Origin of the sequence: Mesorhizobium erdmanii (genome assembly GCF_013170725.1) — a bacterium.
GTDB classification, from domain to species: domain Bacteria; phylum Pseudomonadota; class Alphaproteobacteria; order Rhizobiales; family Rhizobiaceae; genus Mesorhizobium; species Mesorhizobium erdmanii.
The window spans coordinates 6,157,115-6,174,853 of record NZ_CP033361.1; the positions used below are offsets into that span (position 1 = coordinate 6,157,115).

10 protein-coding genes and 2 pseudogenes are annotated in these 17,739 nt (G+C 57.5%); 1 reads left to right on the forward strand and 11 read right to left on the reverse strand.

Annotated features, from left to right (window positions below):
* Positions 1–1,271: 1,271 nt before the first annotated feature.
* The 10 genes and pseudogenes from EB233_RS29615 to EB233_RS31985 form a co-directional block, all read right to left on the reverse strand.
* Positions 1,272–2,408, reverse strand: coding sequence for a M24 family metallopeptidase (locus tag EB233_RS29615; protein ID WP_064987281.1), 1,137 nt, complete (start codon positions 2,406–2,408; stop codon positions 1,272–1,274).
* 669 nt (positions 2,409–3,077) lie between these two features.
* Positions 3,078–4,316 carry an ATP-grasp domain-containing protein gene (locus EB233_RS29620; RefSeq protein WP_171892272.1) on the reverse strand — a complete coding sequence of 413 codons (1,239 nt, stop codon included), beginning with the start codon at positions 4,314–4,316 and terminating at the stop codon, positions 3,078–3,080.
* Positions 4,317–4,500: 184 nt separating this feature from the next.
* Complete coding sequence (gene panD, locus EB233_RS29625) at positions 4,501–4,959, reverse strand: aspartate 1-decarboxylase (protein ID WP_064987246.1); 459 nt, start codon at positions 4,957–4,959, stop codon at positions 4,501–4,503.
* A 775-nt stretch (positions 4,960–5,734) separates the two neighbouring features.
* Entirely contained in the window at positions 5,735–7,132 is a 1,398-nt protein-coding gene (locus tag EB233_RS29630) for a CapA family protein (RefSeq protein ID WP_064987247.1), read from the reverse strand.
* 100 nt (positions 7,133–7,232) lie between these two features.
* Positions 7,233–8,270, reverse strand: a complete 1,038-nt coding sequence (locus EB233_RS29635) for an ABC transporter ATP-binding protein (RefSeq protein WP_064987248.1) — start codon at positions 8,268–8,270, stop codon at positions 7,233–7,235.
* The gene (locus EB233_RS29640) at positions 8,267–9,268 is read right to left on the reverse strand and encodes an ABC transporter ATP-binding protein (protein ID WP_064987249.1); all 1,002 of its coding nucleotides are present in this window, start codon (positions 9,266–9,268) and stop codon (positions 8,267–8,269) included. The genes EB233_RS29635 and EB233_RS29640 overlap by 4 nt, the downstream gene beginning before the upstream one ends.
* Before the next feature lies 1 nt (position 9,269).
* Positions 9,270–10,151, reverse strand: a complete 882-nt coding sequence (locus EB233_RS29645) for an ABC transporter permease (RefSeq protein WP_064987250.1) — start codon at positions 10,149–10,151, stop codon at positions 9,270–9,272.
* Between the two features lies 1 nt (position 10,152).
* Positions 10,153–11,094 (reverse strand): ABC transporter permease, encoded by a 942-nt coding sequence (locus EB233_RS29650; protein ID WP_155765415.1) that lies wholly within the window; start codon positions 11,092–11,094, stop codon positions 10,153–10,155.
* Between the two features lie 7 nt (positions 11,095–11,101).
* Entirely contained in the window at positions 11,102–12,706 is a 1,605-nt protein-coding gene (locus tag EB233_RS29655; protein WP_064987252.1) for an ABC transporter substrate-binding protein, read from the reverse strand.
* Between the two features lie 585 nt (positions 12,707–13,291).
* Positions 13,292–14,372: pseudogene (locus EB233_RS31985) on the reverse strand (ISAzo13 family transposase); the annotation flags it as partial.
* 400 nt (positions 14,373–14,772) lie between these two features.
* Here EB233_RS31985 and EB233_RS29670 point away from each other — a divergent pair.
* A complete protein-coding gene (locus EB233_RS29670) occupies positions 14,773–16,056 on the forward strand; it encodes an ATP-grasp domain-containing protein (RefSeq protein ID WP_171892273.1) in 1,284 nt (427 codons plus the stop codon).
* A gap of 1,000 nt (positions 16,057–17,056) precedes the next feature.
* Here EB233_RS29670 and EB233_RS29675 read toward each other — a convergent pair.
* Positions 17,057–17,473 (reverse strand): annotated as a pseudogene (locus EB233_RS29675) (IS5/IS1182 family transposase); the annotation flags it as partial.
* Between the last annotated feature and the right edge of the window lie 266 nt (positions 17,474–17,739).

Below are 17,739 nucleotides of genomic sequence, written 5' to 3' on the forward strand. Positions count from 1 at the left end.
CCTCGCACCAGCGCAGGTGGCGCCAGGTAAAACTGATCGTCGCCGAACATTGGTCTGATAAGAGCATGAGAGAGCTGGGTTCTGTTACAAGGAGCTGACTAGGCGCGTATGAGAGGATCGGTATGCTACCTATCAGGCGGCGAGGCAGTGAATGCTCTGCAGTGCATCGTGTGCCTTCTTCCTGGCAATGCTCGCAGCCACCTCAAAGCCACTCCCGCCGCGATCAGCTTGGCCAACATTCGAGGAGTGACTCGCCGTGGTCCGAGGGCTGCTCACAACTCCCATTGGGTGCCAGCAACATTCTTCAGGGACGACTGTTCAGAGCCTGCAAGATTACGTGATTCGAACTACTGCTGCGCCAGAAGTATGGTCCAGAACTTTGCGATTTTTTCCAGTCCAGCGTGTTCCGTAGTGGTAATCTGGTCTGCACTCCAAGGCCCGTGCCAACACTTAGCAAAGGGCAGCCATAAGGAGACCTGCGTTGTGTGATGCATCATAGACTGGAAGTCCTGTGACCCTCCGGATTCGGGGCGAGACTCGCACAAATATAGTACATTCGCACAGAATAGCCGCGACATTTTCATGTTTTCGAACACGGGCGATGATGTCATCGGTGTCGGCCAGGACGTCGTCGACACTTATCTCGCCTTTCTCGGCCCACATGTAGGCGTGGGTTGCTGTATCCTCCAGCCCTTCGAGAACCAATCTCGATGGCTCATTGATACCAAGTGTGGCTATAATGCCGGCATCTAGGGACCGTGAGTCAGCAGTGAGTACAGCTATCTTCTTGCTCGCAGGGATGCTGGACAGCAGGGTTGGGAGTAGGAGCAGGCTCGAGGTAGATACTGGCACCGATACAGATGACGCAATTGCTTTTTGGTATCGCACAGTAAAACCGCAGTCACACGTAATCGCGGAGGCTCCCTTCCGTACAAGCTCTTGAGCAGCCTTAATATACCCATTTTCGCAAGCAGGATCACCTGAAACAACATTGCTCGCCCAAGCTCCTGGGATTTGGCTTAGTACCGGATGGGAAGTGTAGCGGGATGGATCGGCAATGCCTGGACCAAAGTCCTGATTCTGGCCAATATAGTCGCCGTCGTTCGACAGGCACAAAACACCTATTGTTGTCATATGTTAATTCCTTTATACAGTGCCGGATATTGATGCATGCATGGCAGTCATCGACCGCGCCGCCCCGCGATCGGACGCGTTCCAAGGTTCTGGATCGGCTGAGTGGCGATTATCGATGACCTCTGGATGGATCGACCTCAGTAGAAAAGCTTGCGCTGCATTCCAGTCAGACGCTTTCCGCCGTCCGCTGCAACGACAATGGTTTCGCTAAATGCCATACCACCTGCCGGTGCATACATATGGAAGACCTGGTTTTCCTCCAGCTTCCAATTGCTGTCGGCGAGGAAGACCCGGGTGAAATCACTGGTACGGGGTGGGTGTTTTAGGCCGAGCGTATAGCCAGTGATATTTGTATAGCTGTCGCGCAGTCTAGCAGACAATATGCCCTCGCGCAGGATACGGTCCACCTCCTTTGCGTCCGTTCCGGGCTTCATCGCGCGGAATTGCTCATCCTGTATTCGGACCACCGTTTCTGCGGTCCGCATTTGTTCATCGGTTGGCGTACCGATCAATTTCGGTCGCATCATCCGCGAAGCGTAACCGCGGAATTGCGGCACTGGCTCTGCATGCACGATGTCCCCCTTGGCAAGCGTGCGGTGTCCGAGCGCGCCGTGGTAGGATGCCGCACGCGGGCCCGACACCAACTGAACGAGGAACGTGTTGTCCGCACCACTGCGTAACGCCTCGGCAATCATTGTTGCTAAGACCTCACGCTCATTGACGCCGGCCCGAGCCATGGAGAACCCTGCCGTCGTAGCACGATCGCAGATATGCGCGGCTACTTCATGGCAGGCGAGTTCAAGCGGCGATTTGATTTGCCGCATTTCCCACATAACGGTAGAGAAGCTGACGAACCTTGCATCTGGCATCATGGTTTTGAGGGCTCGCGCCCGATCTACGGTGAGAAAGTAGCTGTCGTACTCGACACCCAGTGCGGAGGCTCCATACCCGCGGTCGACGATCGTCTTAGCTACAATCCTAATCGGGTTCTCGCTGTCCCCAAATGCTACGTAATCGCTGAGCCAGCTCGCTTCGCTGAAGGCCGAAGCATCAAGGGCACGGATCACAGCAAATGGCTCTCCATCAATAGGGATAAGCACGGCCTGATACATCGCCGCCGTGGGCGCGTAGCCGGCGAAATAGTCCATGTGCTCATGCTGGTTGACAATAAGAAGGTCAACGCTCTGGTTAGCCATGATGGCACGCAGCGCCGAAAGGCGCGCACGATATTCTTCTACTGGAAAGGGAGGGGGGAAGACTAGAGGCTGTATCATCAAAATGGTCTCAGGATGCCTATGCTCGAGTTTTGTAAGCCAAGCTGACGCGCCTAACCAGGGTGGGATCAAACGATGCTAACCGTCCAATACATTTTTGAGCTTCAACCCATCGCGTTTTAAGAAATTACCCTATCCCGAGGTGGATCTTATCCTTCGACCCCAGGACCTTCTCGAAACGTCCTCAACCACCGACGGAACCAGATCGATCTCGACGCCGCTCTCCAGAATTCGTCGCACATGTCGGCGGGAAATTCTGGCCGAACAACCGCTCAAGCCCCAAGGCGATCGTCTAGTTTCCTGATTCCTCTTGTTTTAGCGGGTATTTTGACCGGCGACTTGTAAAAGTCGCCAATCATCCTCTCCGACGAAGGCGTAGGAACGCCCCGCCGCGCGGTATGTTGCTCCATGGAGCAGAAGGCGCAGGAGCGGCGAAGGCTGACTGGAATCTCACTGCGACAGCCACCTGCTCGTTGCTCCAACCTGTTGCGTTCTGTCGTTCGTCATTTAGCAGAGGGATGGACCATAAGCTTTCCGCCCTACGGTCAGTGGCGCCAGCCAGAAGTGACGTATTGCCGCTAAGAGCCTTATGCTGGTGCTGGCGACGATCACCTCTTACTCGGCGCCACCTAGGCTGGTTTGGCGAGGGTGGGGGCCGCAGATTGTTCACTATTCGCAAAGGGCCGGAAGTGGTGTGATCGACCAATCGATTAAATCGACCGCGCGTTGAAGTATCGTCTCAGTCTGAGCAAAGCTGGGAGAAACAGCGATGACGTGTCCGATCCAGTCTCGGAAATCACCTTTCCTGACGATCGGCCTCTTGGGTTCAACATAGAATTTGACTTCGGCGACACCTGTTATGGCAGTCGCCCGACTTCCGCCATCGATCCAATCGAGGGTGCCATCGCGATCAGGAACTAGGAATCGCGCGGCCGCAGTATGCGAATGCGTCTTGCGCAAGTTCCATTCCTCGCCGACGACAAGCTTGATATGCTCGGTGACGAGATCGACACCGTAAGCCAGCTGAACCAGTTGAGGCTCGAGCGCGCCAGCAAGACGCGGATTGACTTCAATGACGACTGGGCCACGGTTCGTCCACCGGAGTTCGATGTTCGTTGGCCCCCAGCCAAGGCCGAGAGCCTGCAAGCTGCTCAGCGAAATATCAACGATACGCTCATGATCGTCATCAATCAGCGGGGCCGGACAGGTCGTCTCGCGAAAGACGAAATGCGGTGGGGGGCCGAAGTCCACGCGAACAATCCCAATAAGCTCATTCCCCATTATCTCGGCGCTATAAAAGGGACCTTGTGCGAATTCTTCGACCAGTATCCTCGGCGAAGATCGCCATATGTGCTTCCCGCCCAACAGATAGGTCGTATGTTCGGCTACCTCATCAAGATTGCGGCACAATCGGACACCGCTGCTGCCGCTGCCTACGGTCGGCTTAAGAACCACCGGCAGGCCGATTTCCGCGGCAGCGCTTTTTACCTCCATCGCATCCGCTGCCAAGCGATAAGCAGGCATTGGAATGCCGGCATCCGCGAGGAGTTGACGTTGATCGAATTTGTCGCAGCACCGTTCAATCGATGCTGGGTTCGGTCCTGGTAACTCGAAATGACGGCAGAGCTTGCCAACTGTCGCATAGACTGACTCGTCGGTGCCCGCAAAGCCTGTGATGCCAGCAATATCATAGGTCTCACGCAGTCGGGAACATTCGCGGATCAGCGCATCGAGATCATCTGTATCGACCCGGATTGCCTCACTCCTTTCCGCCGCAAGATAGTCGTACTGAGTTGGATCAGCCGACAGGGTAATTGGATAGAGGCCAAGACGTCGGGCCGCTTGGATGTATCGCAGACCATTACCCCTCGCATGGCCTTCAACGAGGATGAAAGATCTTCTTGCCATTGGCTGTTGCCTCTAACTTTCTGTGTTTCCTGATCAGCTTTTCAGCCATGCCTGACCTCAGATTTGCGGTGAAGGCACCATTGTCAGCGATTTGTGGTTGCTGGAGCATGACGGCGGACTATCAGGGTACTAAGCGGACGAGTACGCCAATGACGGCGGGCCTCACCGCCTAGTCCGCCGTAAGCTATCGGCGGTTGGCCCCACTCGGGATCTCTAGGGCGTTACCGCCAGGAGAGCCCTCGCGAACCGTGAACGTCTTCGCTCCATCATCGTTGATCCAACCGTCGTAAAACATGCGGTCGCGGACAGAATTGTCCCGGTTGAACGTCAACACTCGCGGCTTGATCTCTATCATCTGATGCTCCTCGATGTATGCGGAGGAGCAAACGATTATCTCATCCCCGACCTGACAGGTGCGAGCAGCGGCTCCGTTCAGCACACAGCAACGAGAACCCCGCTCGCCGTAAATGACGTACGTGCTGATTCGCGCGCCTGAAGCCTTGTTCCAGATCTCGACAAATTCCATCGGAAAAATACCCGCCTCGTCGCAATGATCTGGATCCAGAGTTATTGAACCGTGATAGTTCAAATTCGCGTCGGTCACAGTGATACAATGAAGTTTGGCGGCAACGAACTTTCTCATTTGCAAATTTCCTCTTCGATGATGGATCACTGCGCCGACGAGCGACTGCAGTCTCTCGGTGCAATGGACGGGAATTAATTGTTCGACGTGCTGCGACAGGTCCAATTGTTGCTTTAAGACGGGAACGATAATCACGACGAAGCCAGAAGGACGGTCGGGTGCAAGTTGGTCCGTTGTCCGTTATGAGTCGGAGGGCATTGCCGGTTAGCAGTGCCCCCTTCTCGAATGGATCTGACGTAGTCCTGCCATGTTCCTTTCCGTCAATTGATTGCGATATCAGCCGATATGATGCCCGTTGGCAGTTTCCACCGGCTCGCAACCAACGCTGCAAACCGCATACCAATTTGGCTGGTCGGGCCAGAGACAGAATTTTGCGATCCCTTTCAGCGATTTAGCCTGAGACCAACCAGAGATCGAATCGACAAGCTTGTGTCGCGGACCCGACAGAGCGACCTGACGTGTCGGACGTGTTACTTGAGATGCTACGGTGACGTCGGAGCTGAGGAAGAAGTTGACCGTGCCAGCAGCAAGGCTCAGGCGATTCCGACCGGGAGACCGAGCCACACGGATATTGATCTTACATGCCATTAATCGCTTCAGTCAGCCACAGCACACGCGTTGATTGACGGGTGTGGTCACAGTCGGCACCACTTGCGCGGTCGATATCCGCTCGCATTGGCGCACTGCCGCTTGACGTGCTGGGACTCTGTTCGGGCCGCGTCACCGGTAGTGCGCGCCTGTTGGCTCAGTTAGCTATTCAGGCACCCGAGCCGGGTCATCGGGGCGAGGTGGGCCTCAGTCTGATGACTCCGACGTCGTTCTCGATGGTGATATATGTCCCAAATGGCTTCGAGAGATTTTGAAGACGCTCCAGAATGGTTTTTGCTTGCGCTGGAGGGGCTATCCGTGGGAGGCCCCGGTTGGCAAACCTCTTTGCGTAGCCGAGCTCAATTGGGTAAAGTCGCAATTCGGCAAGCTCGTTCTGCTCGAAGCGACAACCGGCGATAACGCTCTCATAATAGATCGGTGCGGAGAGCGCTTCCACAAATCCTTCTGCCGTCGGGTATCCTTTTGCCTCCTCGTCGACCGTTACCTCGGCATCCGTGTCGAACCGTGGGTCCTTGCCGTAAGCCTCGAACATGTCAGCCCCCACGGGCGTCCGCAAGTCATCGTAAAAGAAATTGCCCAAGCTATAAAAGATGGGACGGCCCTTATAAATCTCGATGCCTCGCAACAAATGCGGTCCGTGTCCGATGTATGTGTCTGCCCCTGCATCAATGAGCCGATGTGCAAACGACTGTTCGTAATCAGGTGTCTCCTGGCTCCAATTCCCGGGCTCGTGGCCGTGGTTCGTCACGATGCAGAAGTCAGAGAACTGCTTGCCCCGGCGAACGTTCCGTAGAATGCTGGCGACATCACGCGGGTCGGGCTTGTAGCTGTAGCCGGCCTTGTCGCCCGCTTCATATGTCACGTCAGCGAGCACGACCCGGTTTGGATCCTCACGGCCCGTCTCGGGTTCGGGCAACGCATTGCGTATCCGCCTCAAGCTTTCGAGCATTTCCGGCGGAACTACTATGCTTCTCGCCAAACGAAGGGCATTCAGTCCTGGTCGACCTGGTGCCTCACCGGCGGGATCGCACGCACGAGACATTGGCGCGAACGTAGTAGCAAACGACAGCAACGCTACCCGACCCCGTGCGGTTTCAAGAAAGCGACTGGCGGCGGCTTGTGCAAGATTCTCTCCAACACCCGCATGTATAATCCCGTTCTCATCGAGCACCCGGCTCGTCTGGCGCATGCCTTCAAGGCCCCAATCCAACGTATGGTTGTTCGCACGACCTACGATGTTAAATCCCATCGCCTTCAAATCAGGTCCGATCTCCGGAAGGCTGATGTGATAAGCGCCGCCGTGCTCAGCCTCGGGACTTCCCTTAAACGAGCGGATATCCAAGATTAGGGTTTCCATGTTGCCGAACGTAACATCGGCGTCACGAAGGATCTTAACGATGTGGTCGAAGCCGGGATGTTGGTATTTGGTCAGCGGCCGTGACAAGATGAGGTCGCCAACTGCTACCATCGAGAAGCCGTTAGCAATATTCGTCGCAACTGAACCAACGGTATCATATCCTCTTTGGCCTTGATGAAAACCAATGTCGGCAGAACGTTTCGCCACAGATCACCCCTTATCTCTTCTCTAGACGTACTTGGCAGATGATTTCGTTGTTTGTCTTAGCCGTGTGCTCGCGACATGCAACCGGGGGAAGAGTATATGACTATGACAGAGTCATAGGACCGAGCGACTGATCGCCCGCTTCAACCGGCTGGCCCGAGATGTATGTCGCCGGAGCACGCACATGACAGGCCACGACGCGCCCATCTGCCATGAGCACCAAAGGCGGCATTTCCATGCGGCACCGCTCGACCGCGAGCGGGCAGCGCGGGTGGAACGCGCAACCGCTCGGCGGGTTGATCGGACTTGGCACCTCGCCCTCAACGGGCACGTCCAGCCGAGCTCGCGTCGGATCCGGCACCGGAGCTGCTGCGATCAGCGCCTCGGTATAGGGGTGGACCGGCTTGGCGAAGAGCGCCTCGCAGGGCGCAAGCTCCACGATCCGCCCTAAATACATGACTGCCACTCGACGCCCGATATGCTCTACAACTCCGAGGTCATGCGAGATGAAGATGAAGGCGATTCCCATCTGCTGTTGCAGATCCATGAGCAGGTTCAAGATCTGCGCCTGCACGGAGACATCAAGGGCTGACACCGCCTCGTCAAGGATGATGAGAGAGGGGTTGAGCGACAGCGCCCGCGCGATGGATAGCCTCTGCCGCTGGCCACCCGACAGCTCGGTCGGGAGCCTTTGCATGATCTCGGGGGCCAATCCGACTTTCTGGAGAAGATCCGCGGCCAGCGCGTGACGCTGCTTCCGGCTGAGCCGCTCAAAGTTCTCGACAGGCTCAGTAATGATTTGTCCAGCTGTGAGGCGTGGGTTCAGCGACGAATAAGGGTCCTGAAAGACCATCTGCATTCTCCGGCGCCAAGCACGAAGCTCGTGTTTCTTGAGACCTGCGATATCGGTTCCGTCGATCAGCACGCGCCCACTCGTCGGCTCTATGAGCCGCATCAAGAGCCGCGCGACGGTGGACTTGCCGCAGCCGGATTCGCCGACGATGCAGAGTGTCTCGGCCGCCTCGACATAGAAGGATACATCCTCCACCGCCCGCACCACCGGAATCCTCTTCTTCAAGATTCCCGCACCGAGCGGATAGTACTTGGTCAGATTCTCGACTTTCAGCAGAGGACCGCTCATGCGCCAACGACCTCTTCTGCACGCCAGCAAGCCGCAGCGTGGCGCGACCCGACATCCCGCAGGGCGGGCGCTTTATCGCGGCAAATGTCGATCGCGAACGGGCAGCGAGGAGCAAAACTGCATCCGACAATGGGCTCGCGCAGGTTTGGCACGATCCCGGGAATTTCTGGAAGGCGGCGCTGACGGCCGCGCCGCGGATCCGGCACCGATCGCATGAGGCCTTGGGTGTAGGGGTGCGCCGGACGCGCAAACAGATCGATCACGTTGGCCTCCTCGACGATCCGGCCGGCATACATCACGATCACGCGTTGGCATGTCTCGGCTACAACCCCCAGGTCATGCGTGATGAACATCACGGCCGTTTCCGTGCGCTCTTTCAGATCGACGATGAGCCGCAAGATCTGTGCCTGGATGGTGACGTCAAGCGCGGTGGTTGGCTCATCGGCGATCAACAGTTCCGGTGAGCAGGCAAGAGCCATGGCGATCATGGCGCGCTGGCGCATACCGCCCGACATTTCATGCGGATAGTTGTTGACGCGGCGCTCGGGGTCCGCGATGCGGACGAGACGAAGCATCTCCTCGGCCTTCGCCATGGCAACGGAGCGGGACGCTTTCGTGTGGATCTGCACCGCTTCGGCGATCTGGTGGCCGACCGTATAGACGGGATTCAGGCTCGTCATCGGCTCCTGGAAAATCATGGCGATTTGGCCGCCGCGGATCTTTCGCATCTCCCGATCGGACAACTCGAGGAGGTCGCGTCCGTGGAAGCGAACCTCGCCGCCGACAGTCCTTGCGATCAGCCTCGGCAGCAGGCGAAGGATCGAGAGAGCGGTGACACTCTTTCCGCATCCGGATTCGCCAACGACCCCAAGCGTCTCGCCCTTATTAACCTGGAAGCTGATGCCGGCTAAGGCACGGGTGACGCTGTCTTCGCCGTAAAAACGCGTTTCCAGATTTCGGACGTCGAGAAGGACGCCGCTCCGTGTGGTTTCATGCATGTTAGCGCCTCCGCTTGGCGCGCGGGTCAAACAGGTCTCGCAGGCCGTCCCCAAGAAGGTTGACAGCCAATACAGTAACAGCAAGGCAGATGCCGGGGGCGAAAACCGTCAATGGAGCGATGGAAAGATAGAGCCGAGAGCTTGAGATCATATTGCCCCAGCTGGGGATCTCCGGCGGAACGCCGACGCCAAGGAAGCTCAGCCCGGCCTCTGTCAGAATCGCATCTGCGCAGACATTGGCACTCTGGACCATGAGAGGCGCAAGCGTACTAGGCAAGATATGCCGCCACAGCACCCTCGGCAGACGGGCGCCTCCGCAGACCGCAGCCTCCACATAAGGGCGCTCCCGAACACTGAGGACCACCGAACGAACCAGCCGTGTGACGCTTGGCATCTGGGGGATCGTGATGGCAACGATAAGTATCCCGATCCCAGGGCCTGTCAGTGATATAAGGGCGAGGGCCAATAGAATCGTCGGGATCGACATCAGGCCATCCATAATCCGCATGACAATGTTATCAAAGCTGCGGATGTAGCCTGCGATGACACCGATCAGGACACCACCTAAAGCCGCGGCCGCCGCCGACGTTAATCCAACCATGAGGGAGATCTGAGCGCCGAACGTCGTTCGGGCAAACACGTCACGGCCCAGATTATCGCTTCCGAACCACATCTCGGCGGAGGGTGGTTGAAGTCGCTTGAAGGTATCTATGTTCACAGGATCCCCGGCGTAAAGTGGGGCGGCGAGCGCCAGAATGATCAGGAGCGCCAACAAGCCACCGCCTGCAAGGACGAGTGGATGCCGCCTTGCCAGCCATGGAACGTCCGATATTCGCAGGCGGTCCGTCGGGACTGTTTGAATTGGTGCAGAGAAGAGCGTCATTTCAGTACCGGATGCGGGGGTCGACTAGGGTGTAGGAAAGGTCGACCGCGAGATTGATAAGCACGTACAGACCCGAAACCAGGATAAGCACGCCTTGAATGATGGGATAGTCGCGGTTGTTGATCGCATCGACCACCAAACGACCGACACCCGGTATATTGAACACCGTCTCCGTGATGACGACGCCAGAGATTAGACCTGCGAAACTTAAGCCGATCACGGTGAGGATCGGGACGCCCGCATTCTTCAAGGCATGATGGAAAAGCATTGCATAGGACGAAACGCCCTTGGCGGCGGCCGTCCGCATATAGTCTTCCGACAAAACTTCGAGCATGCTCGCCCGAGCGATGCGGGCGATGAAAGCGATGTAGCCAAGACCTAATGCCAGGGTGGGCATTATCAGGTGCACAAACCACAGCCCAATGCCGTTGTTGATCGGCGCATATCCCTGGACCGGCAGCCAATGGGTCCTGATAGCAAAGACGTAGATGAGGAAATAGCCAATGACAAACACCGGGACGGAATAACCAAGTGCCGCGAACACGCTCAAGAGACGATCGGCGAAAGCCCCCGTTCGCCATGCGGCAACGATGCCGAAGGAAACCCCAACAGTCACTGCAAAGATCATCGTCAGGATCGAGAGGGAAAGGGTCGGTTCCAGTCGCTGCGAGATGAGCTCGAGAACTGGCCGTCCGGCAAAGATCGACGTGCCAAGATCGCCGCCGAGCAAGTCCCACACCCAACGTACGAACTGGACAGGCATCGGATCGTTCAGGCCGAATTTGTTTCGGATGCCGGCGATCATCTCCGCCGTGGCCGACTTGCCCGCAATGATGGCGGCAGGGTCGCCCGGCGCGAGCCTGAGAAGCAGGAAGACGAAGACCCCGACCACCGCCATGACGGCGATGGTCGACACCATCCTGCGGAGGATGTAGGTGCCCACAATATCCTCAGCCCTTCTGCATGTTCCACATCGGGACAACGCCTTGCGGCGCCTCAATGAGACCCGTCAGCGTCTTGCGGCGCGCGATTGGGGAGACAATTTGGCCCAACAGAACGTCACCGGCGAAATCCCACCAAACGCTTTGCATTTTGCGTGCCAATGCCTTGCGCTCTTCGAGCGTTTCCACGTCTGCCCATTTCGCGCGAAGGGCTTCATATTCATCACTCTTTGGCCAACCGTACCAGCCCTCCTCGCCATTCGCGGTAAGGAAGACTTGGCTTATCGGGTTGCTGAGGGCAGCATTTGCATCGTCGGTAATGAATATGCTCCATCCGCCACTATCAACGGGACCTTTGTTCTTACGGCGGGCGCCAACCGCGCCCCAGTCGCCAGCCGCAAGCTCGGCGTTGATCCCAATCTTGCGCAGCTCGGCCGCAAGAAGCTGAGAGGCATTGCTGAAGGTCGCTATGTTCGTGGGTTGGAGGATGACCACTTTCTCGCCAGAATATCCGGCCTCCTGGAAGAGTTGCTTCGCCTTTTCCGGGTCGGCCCCCTTCTTGAACCATCCAGTATTTTCGTCATTGGAGTACGGCATGTCGTTCCCGAATATGGAAGTAACGACTTTGCCGTACTTTGGGTCGGGTGACGTTACCCGTAAGAATGCCTCCTGATCGATCAGGTAGAGCATCGCCTGGCGCGCCTTAGCGTTGTCGAATGGCTTCTGAAGACAATTCATGCGCAGGCACTGTACGACGCCACCGCTGTTGAGAACTTGAAGCGCTAGGTCGGGATCACCCTCGATCACCGAGTAAAGATCCGCAGGCGGAGCTTCGAGGAAATCAACTTCACCGGCCTGCAACGCGGCCAAAGCCGTCTGCTGGTCACCTATATTGTTCCAGACGACCCGATCGATCTTGACGATCTTCCCGCCGGCGAATCCGTTGCTTGGCTCGCTGCGCGGTACGTATTTTTCGTTGCGATCATAGGTGAAGCTCGCGCCGGGCTTGGCAAGAGCATGATTGAACTTAAACGGTCCAGATCCTATGTTCGAGGTTACCTGTTCGGTGGCGGGGCGGTTGGCGTCCTTCTCGCGCATCACTGCAGGGTAGTATGTCCAGCCAGAGAGCAGATCGATCAGCAGACCCAACGGTTCCTTGAGCGCGATGGTGAAGGTCCTGTCATCCTTCTTGGAGACATCCTTAGTCCGCTCCATGATCAGCTTTCCGCCTTCATCAGCTTGAGCCCAACGACGGATTGAGGCCACACAGTCCGCCGCTGTAACGGGGGTGCCTTCGTGCCAGCTCAGACCATCGCGGAGCTCGAAAGTATAGGTCTTTTTGTCGTCCGAAAGACCCCATTTCCCGACCATTTGCGGCTGTGACATCAGCTTGGAGTCGAGTGAGAACAGTGTGTCATAAACCGCCAAGGAATGGTTGAAGGTTATGCCAGCCGTTGTGAAGATCGGATCGAAGGCGCTGAGGTCGCCACTCATCACCATGCGGACCGTTCCCGCATCAACCGGCGCGGCTTGTGCACGCAAGATCGATGGAACCGACAATGCGGCTCCAGCTGCCATGCTCATCTTAAAAACGTCGCGTCGAGATATTATCATTTTCCGTTCCCCTTTTCTTGGTTAAACGCGGTTTATCCGCGCCTACCTGCCAAATAGATCCCACGAGGATCGGCAGTGGCTTTTCGCGACACACAGCATGGCCGCGTGACCGGCACAGCTGCACGCGTGCATCGATCGTGGGCCCGGCTCCGCCTTCACATGGGTCCGGCGATGATATCGGTTCAGCGATGCCCGTTCGATGTGATCGATATCGAACAAAGCCAGCTTCTCGATGACGAACCTCACTGTGTGGTGCACCCGATAGTCGAGATCGGGATTTTGGTTGAGGTATCCATGCCACGCTGGTGCTCGTTCTGCAGATAGATTTCGCGCCGAACATCAGACGTTCCCATGTTTTATTATTCTGTGGCTACTGAGCGCCATCGTTTAGCCGATTGTTGTTCGTGGGGCAGTTTGCGTCAAATTCAGTTTGTGTATATCGCCATCTGGCACCGAGATGGAGCCGGCAAGGCCTAAACGTCTTGTCTCACTCGGCCACGTCCGGCAATCATCACGCTTGGACACCAGGGCGGAATCACAACTGTTAGGTGTCGTCCGCGAATAACTGGTTGGAAGCGGGGCGCTGGGTTGGATGGTGTGGTTCCAATCGCCATGGAAGGCGTGGCGGACGAGATTGACCGCGTGCAGTTCGGCGTCAGAGACTTTGACGCCGGCTGGATAGGTGTTGGGATCGAGTTGACTGCGACCTTCAATCCCGCGTCGGTGGTGATTGATCGGCGGCTTGCTGCGCCAGTTGGCGGTGATGAACGCGAATAGACGATGCTCGATGCGGTTCCACTTGCTGGTGCCGGGCGACAGGTGACAGACGGTGATCGGCATGCGCAGCTCGTCGGCGAGCCTCTGGAGCGCCAGTTTCCACAACCGCACCCGAGAACCATTGCTGCCGCAACCGTCGGCGGCGATCATCAAGCGCGTGGCATCCGGATAACGCTCGCGGCCCATCTGCGTACACCAGTTGCCGATAGGGTTGATCCCGAACGACGCGGTGTCGTGATCGATGCCGATACTCACCGAGCCTGTATTGTCGGCGATATCGTAGACGCCGTAGGCACCGCGCGTCCCAACTGCGGGATGATAAAGTCGTGCACCCGCACCTGCGGCGGCGACCCTTGGGAATGCCATTCACGGCTAGCATTCTTGAAATCGCCGACCAGTTCCTTCTTCTTGGTATCGACCGAGATCGCGGGTTCATCGGCGGCCAGCGCCGCCTCTACCTGGTCGTTGATGCAGTGGAACTGGGCGTCGCGATCGGGATGGTTCGCCCCCTCGCGCGTCTTGCGGTTGGCCTATTCGCCCACCAGCGTGCGACCGATCTGATGGCCTATGTCGCACAGCGCGCGGGGCCAGCTTGCTCAAGCTCTTGCAGGTCCAAAGTAGCGGCGACTGGGGGTCCCCCATCTCATATCGCTGACGAATGGCCGATTCATCGATCACACTATGATGCTAGTCGCAGCTCCGACAAAACGGAATCCCAGCCCCACAAACCTCACTCGATGAGGGCCCGTAGGTCGTCAATCAGGCTCGGGTCCGTCTCGCTCTTCAGCTTGCCGCCGGCCTCCGGCCGGCGCACGCACCCGGGATCGAACGCCTCGCCGCTACGCACCTGGCACAGCGCCCGTCCAATGGTGCTGGGGGCGATACCAATGGCCCAAGCGCCGCCGCGAGCGTTTGTCGAACACGGGACGAAGCGACATCACAATCGACTCATCAACCGCCGGACGACGCCTTAGCGTGCTGGTAACCATGCGGGATTCTCTCGACCGCGACTCGGAGGACCGGCCATGAGCGCAACTTTTCTCGATCACACCGGCAACGTCGAATAGCTCGTGCACCTGGATTTGTGATCTAGCGGCATCACGAGATTCTGCTCACGGTGCTCTTGGGCATCGCGAAAGATCCTTCAAATTAACTTCACAGAATCTTTGCAACCGCAGATCGCTGCCAATGGTACCTTCACCGTGAAATCTGAGCTCAGGTGCGGATAAAATGCTGATGCCTGCCTGGGCTCAGACCGCCGCACAGCACGAACGGAGGTATCAACGCAAATGGCAAGAAGAGCACTCATCATGGTTGAAGGCACAAGGAACAATGGCCCGCTATACATCCAAGCGGCCCGACGTCTTGGCCTCTATCCAATTACCCTGTCGGCTGATCCAACTCAGTACGACTATCTTGCGGCGGAAAGGAGTGAGGCAATCCGGGTCGATACAGATGATCTCGATGCGCTGATCCGCGAATGTTCCCGACTGCGTGAGACCTATGATATTGCTGGCATCACAGGCTTTGCGGGCACCGACGAGTCAGTCTATGCGATAGTTGGCAAGCTCTGCCGTCATTTCGAGTTACCAGGACCGAACCCAGCATCGATTGAACGGTGCTGCGACAAATTCGATCAACGTCAACTCCTCGCGGATGCCGGCATTCCAATGCCTGCTTATCGCTTGGCAGCGGATGCGATGGAGGTAAAAAGCGCTGCCGCGGAAATCGGCCTGCCGGTGGTTCTTAAGCCGACCGTAGGCAGCGGCAGCAGCGGTGTCCGATTGTGCCGCAATCTTGATGAGGTAGCCGAACATACGACCTATCTGTTGGGCGGGAAGCACATATGGCGATCTTCGCCGAGGATACTGGTTGAAGAATTCGCACAAGGTCCCCACTATATCGCTCATATAATGGGAAATGAGGTCTTTGGGATTGAGGCTTCTGAATTCGACCGCCCACCGCTTTTCCTCTTTCGTCAGGGCATCTTTCCGGCCCCACTGACTGATGACGAGCATAGTTGTATGGCCGACGTTTCGCTGAGCTCTTTGCGAGTTCTTGGCCTTGGCTGGGGGCCAACGTGCATTGAACTCCGGTGGACGAAGCGTGGCCCAGTCGTCATTGAAGTCAATCCGCGTCTCGGTGGCGGCCCTCAACACATTCAGCTGGCTTACGGTGTCGATCTTGTCACCGAGCATATCAAGCTTGTCGTCGGGGAGGAATGGAATTTGCGCAAAACGCATTCGCACATTGCGGCCTGGCGGTCCCTGCTTCCTGATCGCGATGGCATCCTCGATTGGATCGATGGCGACAGCCGGGCGGCTGCCGTATCAGGTGTCGCCGAGGTCAAATTGCATGCTAAGCCCAAGACGCCGATTGTCAGGAAAGGCGATTACCGGGACTCTATGGGCTATGTCTTCGCCGTTTCACCCGACCTTGCTCGAACCGAGGCGATACTTCAGCATGCAGTCGACTTGATCGATTGGTCGATCACTCCATTTCCGACCGAACAGGAACAAATAGCGGCCTCTCACCTCTCCGCGCCAGCGCAGGTGCCCAAAAGTACAGGGTGATCATTCCCAACATTGGTGCTTTGAGCACCAGAAAGACGCGGGTCGATGATGAGATGAGGATAGTTAGTCGACCGTGAACAATGCGGTCCTAAGCCGTAAGCTGCTTAGGTCGGATGTGAAGCGCAGCGCTCAACAGCCACAAAAATTGGTAGAATGGTCGAGGCTTGGTAGAGTGGCCAACGGAAGCTGGCCTCGAGCGCCGCCTCGTCGGTGATCTGTGGCGCGACAATTCTGGGATCTTCCGCATATTTGGCGCAGGGCCGGGATTCACGAGCGGTGCGAATGAGTCCATACAGTCGGAATCGCAGTCGACGCCGGTGATTCGCCCCTGCTCCATGCCTTCCGTTCGCTGGTCTCGCCCGAGCTTTCGATTGTCCAAATTTCTCCCACAGCTGTCCCTCCTGCGGCTGCCGAACAACGTCGCGTCCACAGCCACTACATGCGCCGGGTGGCTGATCTGTGTCGGCGTTTATGCTGACGGCGCCCGTTGGGGTGCTCCCGATGCAATGCAGGGCCGCCGACCGCTGGCATCTTCTCCAGAATCTGGGCGAAGCGTTGCGTCTGACCCTAGGCCGCCATCCCAAGCGGTCGGTGCCGCCGGAAAGGCGATGATGGCCGAGATGGGTGGTGATGACGACGCCAATCCGGAACCATCAGCGGAATTCCCCGAAGCTTGATGGCCTGCGCCGGTCGGCCGTAACCAGCGCAGTGAACTCTATGCTGAAGTCCATTTGCGGACAACCGGCATGTCGCCGCGACAGATCGCGCCCCGGACGGCATGAGCGTGAGGACGGTCGAGCGCTGGCTTGCAGCGGGCGGGGAGCCGTGACATTGCGCCTTTTTTGGGGCCGCATCACCCAGCCCTGGAGCACCAGTCCCGTCGAGGGACTAATCAACCGTCTCAAGACCATCACGCGCCAGATGTATGGGCGCTCTGGGTATCCGCTGCTGAGAAACAGGCTGCTGGCAGCCGCTATAGATCGTAGAAACAGACGAGACAACCAAAGGAACGCTGTCCCTGCACCAAATATGCGGTAGATCCCTTGATTGACGCAACGCTCGCAGCTTCATTGTCGCGCCGCAGTGATCTGGGGGAGATGTCCCGGATGGTGCGCCCAGAGCCTGCGCAGGCTTTGTTGGCCCGCTTGAATTGTTTGGCACGGGCGTAGCGCTGATATATAATCACCGCCCGCCTGCCGACCCGCACATAGGACTGGCGCAGGTCGAGCCCGCCTTCCTGGCCAGGCGAACGAGCCGCTCACGGGCGCGATGAAAGAGTTTGGCGTCGGTCGGAAACAGACGTTCTTCGGCTGCACGGTGGTGTCAACGATGACGCGGCGACCTCCAGGCTTTCCTGCAGCAGGGCTGCAATCCGCTCCTCGCCCATGCTGCGCCAACGCGTTATCGAGGAGCGGTCTCCGCATGGGTGCCTAGTATGAGTGGGGGGAGATTGTTCGCATCGTGCGGCGGATCGCAAGTGCGACGCACATGCCGGAAAGGACTTCGGCGACGGCAGTCAAGCAGCAGCTCGTCAAAGGCGAGATTTTCACCAGCAAACGCTCATCCCCTACACCGAGGATGGGCAATCATCGTGAACGGTGGCCGAGTCCACCGTGCAGGATGCCAACGGGCCCGACACCAACTGAGCGAGGAAGGTGTTGTCCGCTCCACTGCGCAACGTCT

Coding starts and splice junctions, on each gene's coding strand:
- EB233_RS29615 (WP_064987281.1), bottom strand. CDS start 2,408: ATGATACAGCCTCTAGTCTTCCCCCCTCCCTTTCCAGTAGAAGAATAT.
- panD (WP_064987246.1), bottom strand. CDS start 4,959: ATGAGAAAGTTCGTTGCCGCCAAACTTCATTGTATCACTGTGACCGAC.
- EB233_RS29640 (WP_064987249.1), bottom strand. CDS start 9,268: ATGCATGAAACCACACGGAGCGGCGTCCTTCTCGACGTCCGAAATCTG.
- EB233_RS29645 (WP_064987250.1), bottom strand. CDS start 10,151: ATGACGCTCTTCTCTGCACCAATTCAAACAGTCCCGACGGACCGCCTG.
- EB233_RS29670 (WP_171892273.1), top strand. CDS start 14,773: ATGGCAAGAAGAGCACTCATCATGGTTGAAGGCACAAGGAACAATGGC.
- EB233_RS29620 (WP_171892272.1), bottom strand. CDS start 4,316: ATGGCAAGAAGATCTTTCATCCTCGTTGAAGGCCATGCGAGGGGTAAT.
- EB233_RS29655 (WP_064987252.1), bottom strand. CDS start 12,706: ATGATAATATCTCGACGCGACGTTTTTAAGATGAGCATGGCAGCTGGA.
- EB233_RS29635 (WP_064987248.1), bottom strand. CDS start 8,270: ATGAGCGGTCCTCTGCTGAAAGTCGAGAATCTGACCAAGTACTATCCG.